Origin of the sequence: Flavobacterium sp. MMS24-S5 (assembly GCF_050320125.1) — a bacterium.
Classification (GTDB): Bacteria; Bacteroidota; Bacteroidia; order Flavobacteriales; family Flavobacteriaceae; genus Flavobacterium; species Flavobacterium tyrosinilyticum.
On record NZ_CP190016.1, the window covers coordinates 4001667 to 4019022 of the forward strand.

The following is a 17356-nucleotide window of genomic DNA, read 5'->3' on the forward strand; positions in this document are numbered from 1 at the left end:
TTAAGTTTTTTTAAATTAAACTTTGCGATTTTGCGTCTTTGCGAGCAATTTTTGGCGTTTAGTAAAAATTAGTATTCAGTCAAAAATGTTCAGTATTCTGAATACCGCGACTGAAAACTGAGACTGTGACTGAACACTAAATTCTGAACACTGAAGACTAAAACTTCATTCGATGTCTCGGAAGATTAATTTCATGTCCTTGCGGATAAGGCGCTCGATGCGTCAAACTAACATCTTCCTTTATCTGATTTTGTGTTTTGTATTGATCTTTAGAATCCATATATCGTGGATCTGGAATAAAAGGCATTTTGGCCATTTTGAGAATCGTAATGGTCGGAAAATGATAGTCGACCTCAACATTTCCTAACAAAAGATAACAGCCTCCACCCTGAAAAGGATGTTTTGCAAGACTATCTGGAAAATGTGCCGTATCAAAATAAGTGCCTTCATGATCAATCCAAGTTCCAAAATACATCGAACCTTTTTTGGTCGGGACATGTTTTCTGGAAATGAGATAGGCAAGCATTCTAACTTGTCTTTTATGGTATTTTACTAAATCTTTTGCCATAATATCACCTCTATGTTTGGTTTGTAAAAGATCGAAAACCGTACAAGAAACAGGAAAACTCAGCAATTCGATTTCATCAAAAGCATCTTCAAAAATAGAACGTTCTAAAACAGGTAATTTGAATTCTTTTACCGGTTCTTGCAAAAGCATCAAATTTCGATTTTCGGGTTTAAAATTGTTTAAAAGCAAACTCGCACTAATCAAAAGCTGATTTTTTGTTTTTCCTGTAAAGCGAAAAGCACCAATAAAAATTAGAACTTTAACGCCTTCAATTCCAATTGGAATGCGATTGATGAAATTTTCCAGAGAAAGATAATCGCCGTTTTTCTCTCTTTCTGATGCTATTAAATTCGCAATTTTAGATTCTAAACTCTGCAAGTGCATAAACCCTAAATAAATATCGGTTCCGTACAAAGTCGTTTGATATTCGCTTTTATTCACACACGGATTATGGACAGTTCCGCCCGACATTCTAGCTTCGTGTACATAAACTTCGGTTCTATAAAATCCGCCTTGGTTATTGATTACCGCTGTCATAAATTCTACAGGATAATTAACTTTCAAATACAAACTCTGATAGCTCTCAACGGCATAAGAAGCCGAGTGCGCCTTGCAGAAAGAATAGCCCGCAAAAGATTCAATCTGGCGGTAAATTTCCTGACTCAAAGCTTCTGGATGCCCTTTTTGCGCGCAGCTTGCAAAGAAATTATCTTTTACTTTCTGAAGTGCTTCTAGAGATCTTCCTTTTCCTGACATGGCGCGACGAAGAATATCACCATCAGGAGCAGGAAGTCCGCCGTAATGCTGGGCAATTTTTATCACATCTTCCTGATACACCATAATGCCATATGTTTCGCCAAGATGTTCTCTAAAAACCTCATGAAAATATTCAAACTGATTTGGATTATTATGACGAAAAATATACTCTTTCATCATTCCAGATTGTGCAACTCCAGGACGAATAATAGACGAAGCCGCCACCAGAATTTTATAATTATCACAATTCAATCGGCGTAATAACCCGCGCATCGCAGGGCTTTCGATATAAAAACAGCCAATTGTGTCTCCTTTTGCCAAATAAGAATTGCAAACCGCTTCATCTTTAGAAATAGGAGTATTGCGAATGTCTACTTTTATACCTCTATTTTTTTCAATCAATTTTACGCTATCATCAATATGTCCGATACCACGCTGGCTTAGAATATCGAATTTGTCAAAACCGATTTCTTCGGCAATATGCATGTCAAAAAGTACAATTGGAAAACCTTTTGGAGGCATTTCCAAAGGAGTATAATTGGTAATTGGTTCTTCAGAAATCAGAATTCCACACGCATGCATGCTTCGTTGATTGGGATATTTTCCCATCATTTGTCCATATTCCTGAACCAATTTTACAATTTTATTGGTTGGATGAAGTTCTTCCGGATTTTTTGCCAAAAGATCTAATTCTTCTTTAGGAAGACCGAAAACTTTTCCAACTTCTCTAAAAATAGATCTGTATTTAAATTCGACATTCGTTCCACAAAAAGCAACGTGATCTTTACCGTATTTTCTGAAGATATATTCTAAAATTACATTACGTTCCTGCCAGCTCCAATCGATATCAAAATCAGGTGGTGTTTTACGATTTAGATTTAAAAAACGTTCAAAATAGAGATCGAGTTCAATAGGGCAGATATCGGTAATTCCGAGACAATAGGCAATGATACTGTTGGCACCGCTTCCGCGACCAATGTGCATAAAACCTTGACTATTGCTATATTGAATAATATCCCAAGTAATTAAAAAATAACCACTGAATTCTAATTCGTCAATAACTTTTAATTCTTTTTCTACACGAGCTTTCGCTTCAATATTTTCGTTTCCATAACGTTTTTCAAATCCTTCCCAAGCCAATTCGGTCAGTTTTTCTAAATCTTTTTGACGGTTTTCTGTATAGAATTTTTTATTTCTTTTAGCTGAAAAATCATATTGAAAATTACAATCGTCAATGATGCGCTGTGTATTTAAAATGATTTCAGGATATTTTTCATAGAATGGTAGAATCGATTCTACAGGTTTCATCACATCAGAAACTTTGCAATAATCAGCTTCCGTAAGTTTCGATAAAATAATATTCGTATCAATAGCACGAAGCACTTTATGCAGGTTGTATTCTTTTTTACTTCTAAAAGTTACAGGCTGTAAAATCACCATTTTGGAGATTTTATTTTTATGTTTTGAAGTCAAAAGACTTGAAACTTCTTCAGGGCGAACTCCGATAAATTCATTTTCAAAAAGCGTTTCTGGAGCATTTTCTAAAGTATAGATCACAAAAACCGATTTGAATTTTGGAGCACGTAAAGGCAAAGTTTCTCCGCTGAAATTATGGTCAGTTAAGAATCTGTTCATTTCTGCTAAACCTTCTGTATTTTGCGCCAGACCAATATATCGGAATTCATGATTGCATCGAAATTCCATTCCAATCAAAGGTTTGATTTCTTTTTCCTGACACGCTTTTATAAAATCGTAAATTCCGGTAACGGTATTTATATCCGTCAATGCCATTGATTTTACTCCATGCAAAACAGCTTCGGCAATCAAATCCTTAAGCGGAATCGTGCCGTAGCGCAGAGAATGATAAGAATGACAATTGAGATACATTATTTCTTACGTTTTAAAATTTCGTCTTTAGTATTTGGTTTAAAATGAGCTCCGGCACAGCGCATTACGGCATCAAAACCATAACGGCTTTTCATTTTATCCATCGCTTCATAAAGTGAAAGCATTTCCTGAGTGTCTTCAAAAAGATCAATTTGATACGTTCCGCGCACCAATCCGCTGAAGCGAACGCCAATTAGACGCAGACGCATACGGCGCTGATACACTTTCTCAAAAAGCTCTATTACATTTTTAGTCAAAATATGATCGGCTGAAGTATAAGCAACTCGGCATTGTTTGGTTTCGGTATCAAAATTGGCATAACGAATTTTAACTGTAACTGTTGAAGTCAGCCATTGTTCTGAACGCAATTGAAAAGCCAGTTTTTCGACCATTCCCAAAAGCACTCTTTTGAGTTTTGCAATATCAATGGTATCTTGAGAAAAAGTATGTTCTGTAGAAATAGATTTTCTTTCGCTATATGGTTCTACAGGTGTATGATCGATTCCGTTCGCTTTTTTCCAAATATCAAGGCCGTTTTTTCCAATCATTTGCTGTAAAACCTCAGCAGGCATTTCGGCCAAAGTCTGAATTTTACGAACACCAATTCGGGACAAGAGTTGGAAAGTTACGGTTCCGACCATTGGTATTTTCTGAATCGAAAGCGGATTCAAAAAAGTCTGTACCTTATGTTCTGGAATTTCAAGATTTCCTACCGGTTTACCTTCGCCTGTAGCGATTTTAGAAACGGTTTTGTTGATCGATAACGAAAAACTGATCGGAAGTCCAGTTTCCTTAATTACCTTTTGTGCCAATTCATCTGTCCATTTATAGCTTCCATGAAATTTATCCATTCCTGTAATATCCAGATAAAATTCGTCGACACTTGCTTTTTCTAAAACAGGTGCTTTTTCTTGGAGAATCTCTGTGACATCGTGAGATAATCGCGAATACAATTCCATATCTCCTTTCATGACTTTTGCCTGTGGGCAAAGTTTCATTGCCATTGCAATAGGCATTGCAGAACGCACACCAAATTTGCGGGCTTCATACGAACAAGAAGCCACAACGCCACGATCGCCTCCGCCAATAATAAGCGGAATATCATTAAGTTCAGAATTGGTGAGTCGTTCGCAGGATACAAAAAAGGTATCCAAATCCATATGTACAATTGCCCGTGCCATTTTTCCTTATTGTTTTTGTATGAAACAAAATTAGTACAGGTGGTAACATTTTTTTGTATATTTGCTGTTCCAAATTATAACAAATTTATTATGTCCTTATTTTCAGACAACATCAGAGCGTTAAGGGTTAAGCATAAAATATCACAGGAGAAATTAGCTGAAAACCTTAGTATTACAAGAGGAAGATACGTGAAATACGAAGACGGAACTTCGGAAGCACCGTATGATATTCTAAAGAAGATTGCATTATATTTTCACATGAGTATTGACTTGATATTATCTGTCGATATCCGTAAAATTGATGTGCAAAATTTGATAAAACTGGAAGGCAATCGACTTATTTTGCCCATTCAAGTGGATAGTTTTGGAGAAAATTTTATTGAAATTGTATCTCAAAAAGCAAAAGCAGGATATTTGAACGGATATGCTGATCCTGAATATATTGAAAGTTTACAGCAAATTACACTTCCGTTTTTAGCAGCTGGAAAACATCGCGGATTTCCCGTTGAAGGCGATTCAATGCCTCCACACGAAGACGGTTCTATCATTATTGGCCGTTATGTAGAAAAACTAGGAGAGGTGATGGATGGTAAAACCTATATTCTGATTACTAAAAATGAAGGAATGGTGTACAAACGTCTCAATAAAAACAAAAAGAACTCTTTGGTTTTAGAATCTGATAACAGCTTTTATCCGAATTATGAAGTGAAAGCTTCTGATATTTTGGAGATTTGGGAATATGAATGTAATATTGGCCGTTCGGATAAAAAACAAGAAATGACAGAAACCGGAGCAATGAAAGATTTGCTTTTAGAATTGAAACGTGAAGTTCGAGAGATTAAGAATAACACTTCGAATACCTAGAGGTTCTATAGAAATTAAGAGTAATGATATTTATTGTTTATACAGGCACAGTGAGTTTTATAACAAGAACAGAATTAACACTTGCAGAATGGGATAAACGATTTCACAAGTTTCTAAGAGTTATTGGTTTTATTAGTGATGAAGAATTTCTGGACGAACTCCGATTTTTATATCGTGTTGACGATAAGACTGTTGAAGAGATTAATGAAATAATCAGTAAAAAGAGTTTTATCAGTATTCGAATTACAAACAAAGCTTTTGAAGGTTTTAGATATGCTGAAAATTATTTAGATTTTACAGCTATAGAAGGACAGATTTTGTATTTTGAAGATTGGAATTTTATATTTCGAGTGTTTAATGAAGAATATTTTCTGTGGTGCTTTTTAGGCGGAATAGCAGATGTTCAAAGAGAAATTAAATTAAGCGAAGAGGATATCAAAAGATATAAAGAAATTGGTTTAGCACAAATAGATTATTTGATTGATAATTTACAGAAAAAGGATTCAATCGAATATGAAAAAGCAATTGTCGAAAATAGAAAATTACTTTAAAACGATATTTTAAATGAACATCCAAAAAGCCAAAATCGAAGATCATATCCGTTTAACGGAAATCACCAAAAAGTCAAAAGCGTATTGGGGATATTCGGATGAGCAAATGGAGAAATGGAGTAATAGTCTAACGATCACGATAGATTATATCGAAACAAATCCTGCTTTTAATTTGGTTGATGAGAATCAGATTGTTGGCTATTATTCTTATTTAAGATTAGAAAGTAATCAGGTAAAATTGGATAACTTATTTATTTTACCTGAATATATAGGAAAAGGATTTGGTTCTTTTCTAATGAATGATTTTTTGGAAAGAATGCGAAATGAAAAATGCCAGAAAATCATTTTAGATTCAGAACCAAATGCCGAACAATTTTACCAGAAAATCGGATTTACAAAAATCGGCGAATTTGAAACTTCCATAAAAAATAGATTTATGCCGATTATGGAAATGAATCTTTAATTCTGGAGTTTATTTTAAATCAATTTTCAGTTGCATTTCATTTTTCATATGCAATAATGCTTCAGCATTTCCCATGGCATCATCAACGGGATTATGCGTATGTTCCGTTTTTCGAAGATGTTTCCATTGAGCGAAAGTATCATTTACTAAACCACAGTATAAATCACCTATTCTTCTTGATGAATATCCAAAAGGATTTCTATTCAAAAAATGATGAAAATACCAGCAAATGAACATCCAGTCAAAACCATTATTATCGCTAATAAATATTGGCCTTCCTTTTGAATTTTCTTTTATCCATTCTTCAAAATTTAGCATTACCTCTTTTGGATCATCAAATTCTAAAGTTGTTTCTCTGTCGAAACCTGAAATTGCTAAAGCTTGCGGATCAAACTTATCAGAAATAGGTTTTAATTTTCCATAAAAAGTTTTATCTAACTTGTCATTTACAAGCACAGCACCAAAGCATATCATGGAATAATCTCCAGGAATTGGTCCGTCTGATTCTATGTCTACAACTATATAACTCATTTAATTTTTGATTTGTTTTTCTAACAAACTTAAAATATTAAATAAAGAATAATAGCATTTTATGACAAATTATAAATTAAAAAACCTTCGCAAATCCCAAACCATATTGCTGTCCATTATAAAAGGGCATTATCATAGAAGTAGATTTATTTTCGGCTGATGATTTGAACAATTTTTTAGTGATATACGGATTAATCCAATAAGCAATTTTGGTACTCAAAATCCCGATTCCAGCTCCGGCAGCGACGTCTGTTAGCCAATGGCGGTTGTTGTAAATTCTGAACAGGCCAGTTCCTGTTGCAACGGCGTAACCTGCAATTCCGTACCAAATTGATTTGTCTTTGTATTCTTGATACAAAAATTCGGCACCCATAAACGCAGTTGCAGTATGTCCGGAAGGGAAGGAGTTGTTTGAACTTCCGTCTGGCCTTTCTACATGTGAAATTGATTTTAAACCTAAAACCGTTGTAGCCATAATTGCATACGAAGTCACCAATATTACAGAGCGGTCACGCATATTGTTTTTGCCTTTTACGCCAAAAGCATTCAACGCATACACCGATGCAGCAGGCGCATACTGAGAAAAATCATCAATTGTAACTTTCTCGTCAATGTCTTCAGTAACTTCTTTTTTTATTTGCGAATTGAAGCTTAACAGCTGATCGCTTTCAAGTCCAATAACACCATACCCAATTAATACACCAGGAATAATCAATTGTTTGTAATTGAATTTTAGCTGATGCGAAGTACTGTCAATTTTTGTAATCGAATCGTTTTGCTGTGCATTTACAGAAAATAATCCGAATAGAAATAGTAGGGAAATCGTTTTGTGGAACATTTTCTTAGTCGTTATATTGTACAAAATTAACGAATGTTCGATGCAGGTATTTTGGGCTTAATTGAACCTTAAGGGAATATTAATTTGTTGGTTTTAAATGAGGTAGTTGAATTAAGATTGGCTTATTTTTTATTATTCTGAGTGTCACCCTGAGCGAAGTCGAAGGGCTTTACAGTACAAAAGGTCTTCGACTTCGCTCAGACTGACAGATGCAATAAATTGATACAAATAATTAAATTTAGACAAAGCCATTAAAAATCCTTTTAATCTATGCAATCTGTGGCTTAAAAAAAACTTTGCGACTTAGTGTCTTTGTGGCAAAAAAATCTAAACTTTCAACGAAAACCAAAATGTGCTTCCCAATCCTAAATTACTTTCTACGCCAACACTTCCGTTTTGGGCTTCAATAAATTCTTTGCTAATGGCTAATCCCAATCCGGTTCCTGATTTTTGACTTCCCGGAACTTGAAAATATTTATCAAAAACTTTGTCTTTATATCTTGTATCAATTCCTTTTCCGGTATCAATAACCTGAAAAAACATTTGATTATTTTCTTCTTTTAATTTAATAAGAATTGTGCTTTTTTCAGACGAATATCTAATGGCATTCGATAAATAATTAATTAAAACCCAGCCTGTTTTTTCAGCATCTGCTTTTACGTTTTTGAGATTTTCATTGGCATCAACAACTAACAGAATCTGTTTTTGATCTGCTTGAACTTTTACAGCTTCTACGGCATATTTCACAATTTCCTGTGGATTGCTTTTTCCAATATTTAGCTGAATATTTCCAGTTTCCAATTGTGATAAATTCAGTAATTCCCCTGTAATTTTCAACAAACGCTGACTGTCATCTTTTATACTTTCAACCAATTGTTTTTGGTCGTCGTTCATATTGCCCGTTTTAGCATTTTCAAGCAATTGAAGACTTAATTTTATAGAAGCAATTGGTGTTTTTAATTCGTGCGAAACGGTGGCAATAAAGTTCGTTTTAGCAAAATCCAATTCTTTAAAAAGCGTAATATTTCGAAGAATAATGACATCACCAATATTGATTTCTTTTTCTTCTCCTGTTGGCGTTATCGTGATATTATGAATTTCTTTTTCGAAATAACTTTCTTTTCCGTGAGCAAAAATTTTGAGAGCCTGTTTTTTAGTAGTTTCAGTTTCTTTCAGAATCAAAGAACGAATTAAATCATTGGAAACGGCTAATTTAGATGCAGGTTTTCCAATAATATCTTCCGATTTTAGACCGATAATTTTCAGCGCTTCATCATTCACAAACAAAACAATTCCTTCGTTATCCAAACCAATAATAGGATCATTCATATTATTGATCAGCGTTTCCAGTCGTTTCTTCTCAAAAAGAAGTTTATAAACATTACTATCATGATATTCTTCCAGCTTTTGCGCCATGGTATTGAATGATTTCGCAAGATCTCCAAATTCGCTGTGACTCGTAAAATGAACACGTTCTGAATAGTTTTTATTGGCAATTTCCTTAATACTCTGCGTTAATTCTCTAATCGGATTGGCAATATTATTGGGTAGATTAACCAATAAATTAAAAGCAATCAGAAAGCATAAAGTTCCCACAATGGCAATCGACAAATTAGCCGTTTCAGCCGAATGTTTAGCGATATCGCTTTTCTGTTTTATGGCGTCCAGATTCAGTTTCATAATCGCAAAAATATCCTGACGAATCTGAGCTTTTACAGATTCATCAGCATTGTTTTTGTCTAAAAGAGCAAAACTCGCTTTCAGTTTTTCAGTGGCTTGTTTTTCGCCTGGTTCTGTAATATTTTGAGTCTGCTTTTCGAGATTTTCCTCAAAATTCTGAATCGTCTCTTTTGAACCCGATTTGATTCCGTCTAAAGCAAAAATCATATTTCGGGAATATTCCAAAGTATTATAATTGGATTTCAGAATATTCTCGGTGTCTTGCTTAATCAAAAAAACAGAATAAGCACTCACTAACGAGAGAATGATGATCATTAAAAATAACAATCCAACACCCAGATTCAATTTGGTTTTAATTCTCATGACGTTTATTTAAAAACAAGTTTTTTTTATTTGAACCATTAAGATATTAAGGAAATTAAGCTTTGAACTTAATGAAGCTTACAAAGAGAAAATTAAGTATAGCTTTTATTTTCTTAATATCTTAATGGTTAGAAAAATTACGACAGTATAACAAGATCAACATTTGACAAAGACAGTTTGTTTAGTAAACGTCTAAAAATTGTTGTAGACAAAATTACTTTAAACAAATTAAAATGTGGTTTCCCAATACACACAGTTGTAATTTGTTTTTCTTCTACCGTTGTTAAAATAGCATCTGTAATATTTGAATTTTCCAGTTTAATAACTTCCGCACCTAACTGCACAGCGAGTTTAAAGTTATTAATTAAATGTCTTTGTTTATCAAGTGCAATCCTATTGCTGCTTTCTTGTGGAGTTTCTACATACAAAACATACCAAGAACCATTATAATAACTGGCTAATCTTGCTGCTTTTCTAATTATAATTTTGGCTGTTTTATCATTACTGCTTATGCACGCCAGTAATTTTTCATGTCGTAAAGCATGCAGATTAGGAACTTCATTTTCAACTTTTCGAACCACCTGACTTGCTACTTCTTTCAAAGCCAATTCACGCAATTGCAGAATTTGTTCAGATTTAAAAAAGTTCGCTAAAGCAGTCGGAATTTTATCTGCCGTATAAATTTTTCCTTCTTTCAGACGTGCAATCAAATCTTCTGATGTCAAATCGATATTTACAACCTCATCAGCCAATCGCAAAACATTGTCGGGAATGCGTTCCTGAACATCAATATTGGTAATCCTTTTTACGTCTTCATTTAAACTTTCAATATGCTGAATATTGACAGCTGAAATTACATTTATTCCCGCTTCCAGAATCTCTAAAACATCCTGCCAGCGTTTTTCGTTTTTACTTCCTTCAACGTTCGTATGCGCCAATTCATCGACAATAACCACTTCTGGACGAAGATTGATAATTGCCTGGACATCGAGTTCTTCCAATTCCTTTCCTTTATAAAAAATGGTTCGTCTTGGAATAATCGGCAAACCCGCTAATAATTCATGCGTTTCCTTCCGCATGTGCGTTTCGATGTAGCCAATTTTGACATCGATTCCGTTTTTCAATAACGAATGCGCTTCCTGAAGCATACGAAAAGTTTTGCCCACACCGGCACTCATCCCAATGTAGATTTTAAACTTTCCCTTTCGTGATTTCTGAATTAAATCTAGAAAGTGCTGAGCGTTATTATTTTCGTTTTCCATATTTTTTGGTTTAACCATTAAGAGATTAAGGAAGTTAAGCTTTTCTTAGTCTACAGAACATTAAGCTTAATGTTCTGTATTCTAGATTTAAATGAGGTGCTAAAACTTAATTTTCTTAATCTCTTAATGGTAAAAAATCTTTTAATGTTTAGAAAGAAATCGCCAGCGAAGTCGTTACAAACGTATTCTTATCCGTTGGAAGATTGTCTTTATTTGTAAAAATTTCGTCTTTACTTGAAAGATTTCGCGCTTCAATTCTAAACATAACATTATCAGTAACTAAGTAATCAAAGTTAGCTGAAAATCCGTATGTTTTAAATCCGTTTGGCGTTTCAGTTGCGATAATTACACCCTTTTCATCACTATAATATTCACCGCGTACTGCAAGCTGAATTTTGTCAACTGGTTTGTATTGCAGAATCAAAACAGGCGAAAACCAAGTATCGTATTTGTTACTGTTTTTAGCAGATTGCTGAGATCCAATATCAAAACCAGCCGTAATATTTGTCTTTTCCGTTACTTTAAATTGTCCGTAAAAGTTGTTGAAATAACGCCATTTTTTGTCAATATCTGGCTGTTCATTTCCAACATACGTACTCCAGTTCAAAACAACCCGATCAGAAGGTTTGTAAGTAACCTGAGTTCCAAAAGCAGGCGTCTGATTACCTTCTACTTTCTCAATCCTCTGCCAGCCATTTAAGTACATTCCGGCTAAATACCATTCTCCAGATTCAGATGTATAACCAATTTTAACTCCTGTCTCATAATATGGAGAATTTTCAGCCATAATACTTCTCGTTAAAGTCTGGCAATCTTTTCCAATTGCGCTTTCAAAGCCAAGATGCGAAGGCATAATTCCCGCATCAATCCATAAATTATGGTTTTTCGAAATCTTTACACCAACATTCGCCTCATAAACATTTTTCAATAAACCTTGTTCGGCAGACATATTATACTCGGCATAAGTTCCCGCCATTAAAGCGAAATTTCCCCGAATATTTTCTTTCGAATAATTCACTTTCGCCATTCCTAAATTTAGGTTTACCTCATTACTTTTATTATAACTGTAAAAAAAGTTTGGCCGAGTATGATTTTCTGGTTTCCCGAAATCATAACTATAGTAAGCGTCTACATATCCTGAAAATGTCAGTGGACTTTTGGATTCTTCTTGTGCATGTAAATTGCTATAACCAAAAGCGATTAAAGCAGTAAGTATTATTTTTTTCATTTTTGTGGTATTCTATTATTTATTAGTAGATTTTTTAGGAGCTAATCCCGCTATCCACTACAATCTTTTGTTTGGAACCCCCAAACAAAAGGATTTTCGTTTCTATCGGGGCTAGGGCATTTGGGGTAAAAAGGCGTTTTGTATTATAATAGGTTTTATATCCTAACAGGTTTCCGAAACCTATTAGGTATTATTGTAAGTTTAGTTTTTCGATTCCAATTCTCGCCCTTTTTTTGTCATCCTGAGGAACGAAGGATCACACTAGGAGCTCGACAAAGATTGACGATCATGCGGACGGAGTTTTTTGTGTGATCCTTCATTCCTCAGGATGACAAACTAAGCGGTTACTTCATGATAATACTTGATGGAGACTTCTCATATCCACAAGGTTTTTAAAACCTTGCAGGAGAAAAACCTTAGAACCTCAGTATCTTAGAACCTTAGCATCTTAGCGAAGCGCATCAAGCGCCACATTCAACTCCAAAACATTAACCGTTTTAGGCTGCAACAACAGCCGAATTAATTTTAGATTCTACCAAAGCTTTTACTTTAGCTTCATCCAATTTTCGTTCTTTAGCCACACGTTTCACTTGAATCAAAGCGCCTTGAGGAGAAACATTTGGATCTAAACCGCTTCCTGAAGCCGTAACCATATCAGCAGGAATATCAGATTTTTTCAAGTAAGGATGAACCAATAAAAGAGTATCAATTCTTTTTTGAACCAAAGCCAGATATTCGGCATTGCTTGGACCTTTGTTACTTCCGGCACTTCCGGCAGCATTATAATCAACAGCCGAAGGTCTTCCCCAGAAATAATTCGACTTATCGAATTTCTGACCAATTTTTTGATAACCAACCACTTTTCCGTTAACCGAAATCGTTTCTCCTTTCCCTTGATTTGGAGCAATTTGTGCGATTCCGTAAATCGCAAGAGGATAAATAACCGCAAATAAAATCAATGTAATCGCAGTAAGTTTTATTATAGAAAATAGATTTTTCATTTTTTTAAAGTTTCTAAGAGACTAAGTCTCTAAGTTTCTAAGTTTTTTTAATTGTGATAAATAAGTTTTAAAAGATTCTAAGAAAAAAAACTTAGAATCTTAGGAACTTAGCGCCTTAGCATCTTACATAAATAATGCTACTAGCAAATCAATTACTTTAATTCCGATAAAAGGAACAATCAATCCGCCAAGACCATAAATCAAAAGGTTTCTTTTTAAGATGGCACTAGCTCCAATTGGTCGATAATCAACACCTTTCAGCGCAAGCGGAATCAATATCGGAATGATAATCGCATTGAAAATTACCGCTGATAAAATCGCACTTTCAGGACTATGCAAATGCATGATATTCAAACCTTGAAGCGCAGGAATCGCAGTAATAAAAAGAGCAGGAACAATAGCAAAATATTTCGCAACGTCATTTGCAATAGAAAAAGTAGTTAAAGTACCTCGAGTCATTAAAAGCTGTTTTCCAATTTCAACAATCTCAATTAGTTTCGTTGGGTCATTGTCAAGATCGACCATGTTTCCGGCTTCTTTAGCCGCTTGAGTTCCGCTGTTCATAGCAACTCCAACATTTGCTTGGGCAAGGGCAGGAGCATCATTTGTTCCGTCACCCATCATGGCAACTAGTCTTCCTTCGGCCTGCTCTTTTCTAATGTAATTCATTTTATCCTCAGGTTTCGCTTCGGCAATAAAATCATCAACACCAGCAGCTTCGGCAATAAATTTTGCTGTAAGCGGATTGTCACCAGTAACCATAACCGTTTTGATTCCCATTCTGCGCAAACGCTCAAAACGTTCTTTCATTCCGGTTTTAATAATATCCTGAAGTTCGATAACACCTTGAACTTCATTATTTTTGATTACAACTAATGGAGTTCCTCCGTTAGACGAAATCGTGATTACTTGTTGGGCAGTATCTTCGGGGAAAGAATTTCCGGCTTGCTGTGCAATGTTTTTTGCAGCATCCTGAGCACCTTTTCTAATATTAGTTCCGTCTTTTAATACTACCCCAGAAGTTCTGGTTTCGGCAGTAAATTTGATGGTATGTGAAATATCAGAGGTAGTTTGTAAAAAGCTGGCTTTCGTTTCACTTTTTACATCTAACATTTCACTCAACTCCAAGATACTTTTCCCTTCTGGAGTATCATCTGCAAGAGAACTCAAAACAGCAGATTTAACAAAGTCATCAAAAGAAATTCCTTTTGTTGGATAAAAATTGGTTGCTTTTCTGTTTCCAATGGTGATGGTTCCTGTTTTATCCAAAAGCAGTACATCAATATCCCCAGCAGTTTCAACCGCTTTACCAGATTTTGTAATTACGTTAGCTCGTAAAGCTCTGTCCATTCCCGCAATACCAATTGCAGAAAGCAAACCACCAATTGTAGTTGGAATCAAACACACAAACAAAGCAATGAAAGCCGCAATCGTGATGGGTGCGTTGGCATAGTCGGCAAACGGTTTTAGCGTAACGCAAACAATCACGAAGATTAAAGTAAATGCGGCTAATAAAATGGTTAAGGCAATTTCGTTTGGTGTTTTCTGACGGCTCGCACCTTCAACCAAAGCAATCATTTTATCCAAAAAGCTTTCGCCAGGTTCGGAAGTTACTTTTACTTTAATTTTATCAGATAATACTTTTGTTCCTCCGGTAACTGAAGATTTATCTCCGCCAGATTCCCTGATTACAGGAGCACTTTCTCCAGTAATGGCACTTTCATCGATTGTAGCCAGACCTTCGATAATCTCACCATCGGCAGCAATTAAATCACCGGCTTCGCAAACGAAAATATCGTCTTTTTTTAATGCCGAAGAACTAATGTTTCTAATTTCTCCGTTAGGTAAAATTTGTTTTGCAGGAGTTTCTTCTCTTGTTTTTCTTAAACTGTCGGCTTGTGCTTTTCCTCTTGCTTCGGCAATAGCTTCGGCGAAATTGGCAAATAAAAGCGTTGCCAGTAAAATTAAAAATACAATTAGGTTATAAGTAAAACTTCCCTGATCATTTGCACCCATTAATATTGAAATGCAGACAGCAAACATAATGGCTGTTCCAATTTCTACGGTAAACATTACCGGATTTTTGATCATCAACTTTGGATTAAGCTTGACAAAAGACTGCGCTAAGGCTTCTTTTACCTGTTTACTTTCAAACAATGATGTGGATTTATTAGTTGTCATTTTCTTGTAAAAAGTTAAATGTTATTTGTAAAATGTTATGCGCTAAAAACACATAGATTATAGAATATAGCCAGCGGTTTCAACCGCTGGGACGCAACGTATATCACAATCTTTGTCCCTGTAATTCGTTTCCCGTGGTTGAAACCACGGGCTATATTGAAATGCGAATGGTAAAATCGTTATTCTAACTATGTGTGAAAACGAGTTTTCTTTTTATTCTTTTTTATAGATTAAAATTCTATGTTCCTATGTGTTTAAAATATCCAGCATTTTTATTTTAGTGTAAAGAATTCCGCTAAAGGTTGCAAGAGCCAACGCAGGAAAGAACGATAAAGCAGCGATAATTGCGATTACGGCAAAAGTCATGATTCCGAAAATTGAAGTATCGGTTTTTAAAGTTCCTGCACTCTCTGGAATGTATTTTTTACCTGCCAGTAAACCAGCAATTGCCAATCGAACCAATGATTGGAATAAAACGGCTTAACAGCAATACAATTCCTGTAGTGATATTCCAGAACGGATTATTATCTCCCAGACCTTCAAAACCAGAACCATTATTGGCAGCACTCGAAGTATATTCGTATAACATTTCTGAGAATCCGTGATTGCTAGGATTGTTTAACCAGCCTGTTGCATTTCCGCTAAACCAATAACCCATTGCAGTATCATGCGCAGCAAAATAAGAAGCTAAAGCAGTTCCGGCTAATATTAATAAAGGGTGAAGAATGGCTATAAATGCGGCAATTTTAACTTCACGCGCTTCGATTTTCTTCCCTAAAAATTCAGGGGTACGACCTACCATTAATCCGGAGATAAAAACAGCCAGAATAATGAAAATGTAATAGTTTAGAATACCAACACCGCATCCTCCGTAAAAGGCATTTACCATCATAGATAATAATTGCATAGCGCCAGAAACAGGCATCGAACTATCGTGCATACTGTTTACAGAACCTGTAGAAATTACCGTTGTAGCAATACTCCAGAAACCTGACATTGCTGGCCCAAACCGAACTTCTTTTCCTTCCATCGCTCCGGTTGCTTGTGCAATACCCATTTTTTCGATAGCTGGATTTCCATTGATTTCACTCATAACGGTTGGAACAACCAAGAGTAAAAATCCAACTGTCATTACACCAAATATGATATTTGATAATTTTCTTTTGTTGAGGTAAAATCCAAGAGCAAAAATCATTGCAAACGGAATAATCATCTGAGCCCAAAGCTCAACTCCATTCGTAAAATAAGTTGGATTTTCTAATGGATGTGCTGAGTTGGCTCCAAAAAATCCACCACCATTTGTACCAATATGTTTAATAGCAATAAAGGCAGCAGCGGCCCGCGAGAAACTTCTACATGATCGCCTTGAAGCGTTGTAATAGCATCTTTACCTTCAAATGTCATAGGAGTACCGCTAAATACTAGTGCTACAGCTACAATTGCTGAAAGTGGTAATAAAATACGAGTACAGCTTTTGATGAAATAATTATAAAAATTACCCAGTTTTTCTGTAGTTCTTTCTTTCATTGCTGTAAAAATCATTGCGGCAGCAGCCATTCCGATACCGGCAGAAACAAATTGAAGGAACATCAGGACGATTTGCGAAAGGTAAGAAACCCCGCTTTCGCCTGAGTAATGCTGTAAGTTGCAATTGACCAAAAATGAAATAGCAGTGTTAAATGCCAAATCAGGCGTCATCGAAGGATTGTTGTCTGGGTTTAGAGGTAAAGAACCTTGAAACAATAAGACAAAAAAGCAAAGAAAGAACCAAACCATATTGATACTTAAAAGTGCTTTTAAGTGTTGTTTCCAGTTCATTTCTTCAGCCGAATTAATGCCGCTGATTTTAAAAATAAATTTTTCAATTGGATTGAAAATCGGATCAAGAAGTGTTTTATCTCCTAAATAAACTTTAGCAATATATTTTCCTAAAGGAATAGCTAAAACAATGGTGAGGAGAAAAATACCAATGACGCCTAATAATTCTGTGTTCATATATTTA

Annotated in this window: 11 protein-coding genes and 2 pseudogenes; 3 read left to right on the plus strand and 10 right to left on the minus strand. The window is 35.1% G+C overall.

Annotated elements, in window-relative coordinates; genetic code table 11:
- Positions 1-157: 157 nt before the first annotated feature.
- Complete coding sequence (locus ACPWTF_RS18460; protein WP_427872441.1) at positions 158-3211, minus strand: DNA polymerase III subunit alpha; 3054 nt, start codon at positions 3209-3211, stop codon at positions 158-160.
- Complete coding sequence (gene dinB, locus ACPWTF_RS18465; protein ID WP_427872442.1) at positions 3211-4392, minus strand: DNA polymerase IV; 1182 nt, start codon at positions 4390-4392, stop codon at positions 3211-3213. Before dinB ends, ACPWTF_RS18460 begins: the two co-directional genes overlap by 1 nt.
- Positions 4393-4482: 90 nt before the next feature.
- On the opposite strand from dinB, the gene ACPWTF_RS18470 reads away from it, so the two are divergent.
- The 3 genes from ACPWTF_RS18470 to ACPWTF_RS18480 are packed head-to-tail and all read left to right on the plus strand — an operon-like array spanning position 4483 to position 6270.
- Positions 4483-5256 carry an XRE family transcriptional regulator gene (locus tag ACPWTF_RS18470; protein WP_427872443.1) on the plus strand — a complete coding sequence of 258 codons (774 nt, stop codon included), beginning with the start codon at positions 4483-4485 and terminating at the stop codon, positions 5254-5256.
- Positions 5257-5279: 23 nt separating this feature from the next.
- Positions 5280-5807: a hypothetical protein gene (locus tag ACPWTF_RS18475; protein ID WP_427872444.1), complete on the plus strand. Its 528-nt coding sequence runs from the start codon at positions 5280-5282 to the stop codon at positions 5805-5807.
- A gap of 13 nt (positions 5808-5820) precedes the next feature.
- Positions 5821-6270 (plus strand): GNAT family N-acetyltransferase, encoded by a 450-nt coding sequence (locus ACPWTF_RS18480; RefSeq protein WP_427872445.1) that lies wholly within the window; start codon positions 5821-5823, stop codon positions 6268-6270.
- 9 nt (positions 6271-6279) lie between these two features.
- Here ACPWTF_RS18480 and ACPWTF_RS18485 read toward each other — a convergent pair whose 3' ends face one another.
- The 8 genes and pseudogenes from ACPWTF_RS18485 to kdpA form a co-directional block, all read right to left on the minus strand.
- Positions 6280-6801, minus strand: coding sequence for an exonuclease (locus tag ACPWTF_RS18485; RefSeq protein ID WP_427872446.1), 522 nt, complete (start codon positions 6799-6801; stop codon positions 6280-6282).
- A 76-nt stretch (positions 6802-6877) separates the two neighbouring features.
- Positions 6878-7639, minus strand: a complete 762-nt coding sequence (locus tag ACPWTF_RS18490) for a phosphatase PAP2 family protein (protein ID WP_250833848.1) — start codon at positions 7637-7639, stop codon at positions 6878-6880.
- A 327-nt stretch (positions 7640-7966) separates the two neighbouring features.
- Positions 7967-9682 (minus strand): ATP-binding protein, encoded by a 1716-nt coding sequence (locus ACPWTF_RS18495; protein ID WP_427872447.1) that lies wholly within the window; start codon positions 9680-9682, stop codon positions 7967-7969.
- Positions 9683-9819: 137 nt separating this feature from the next.
- Entirely contained in the window at positions 9820-10944 is a 1125-nt protein-coding gene (locus ACPWTF_RS18500; protein ID WP_177210613.1) for a sensor protein KdpD, read from the minus strand.
- Between the two features lie 148 nt (positions 10945-11092).
- The gene (locus ACPWTF_RS18505; protein ID WP_427872448.1) at positions 11093-12172 is read right to left on the minus strand and encodes a porin; all 1080 of its coding nucleotides are present in this window, start codon (positions 12170-12172) and stop codon (positions 11093-11095) included.
- A gap of 448 nt (positions 12173-12620) precedes the next feature.
- Positions 12621-13173, minus strand: a pseudogene (locus ACPWTF_RS18510) (K(+)-transporting ATPase subunit C).
- Between the two features lie 123 nt (positions 13174-13296).
- The gene (gene kdpB, locus ACPWTF_RS18515; protein WP_427872449.1) at positions 13297-15354 is read right to left on the minus strand and encodes a potassium-transporting ATPase subunit KdpB; all 2058 of its coding nucleotides are present in this window, start codon (positions 15352-15354) and stop codon (positions 13297-13299) included.
- A 272-nt stretch (positions 15355-15626) separates the two neighbouring features.
- Positions 15627-17349, minus strand: a pseudogene (gene kdpA, locus ACPWTF_RS18520) (potassium-transporting ATPase subunit KdpA).
- Between the last annotated feature and the right edge of the window lie 7 nt (positions 17350-17356).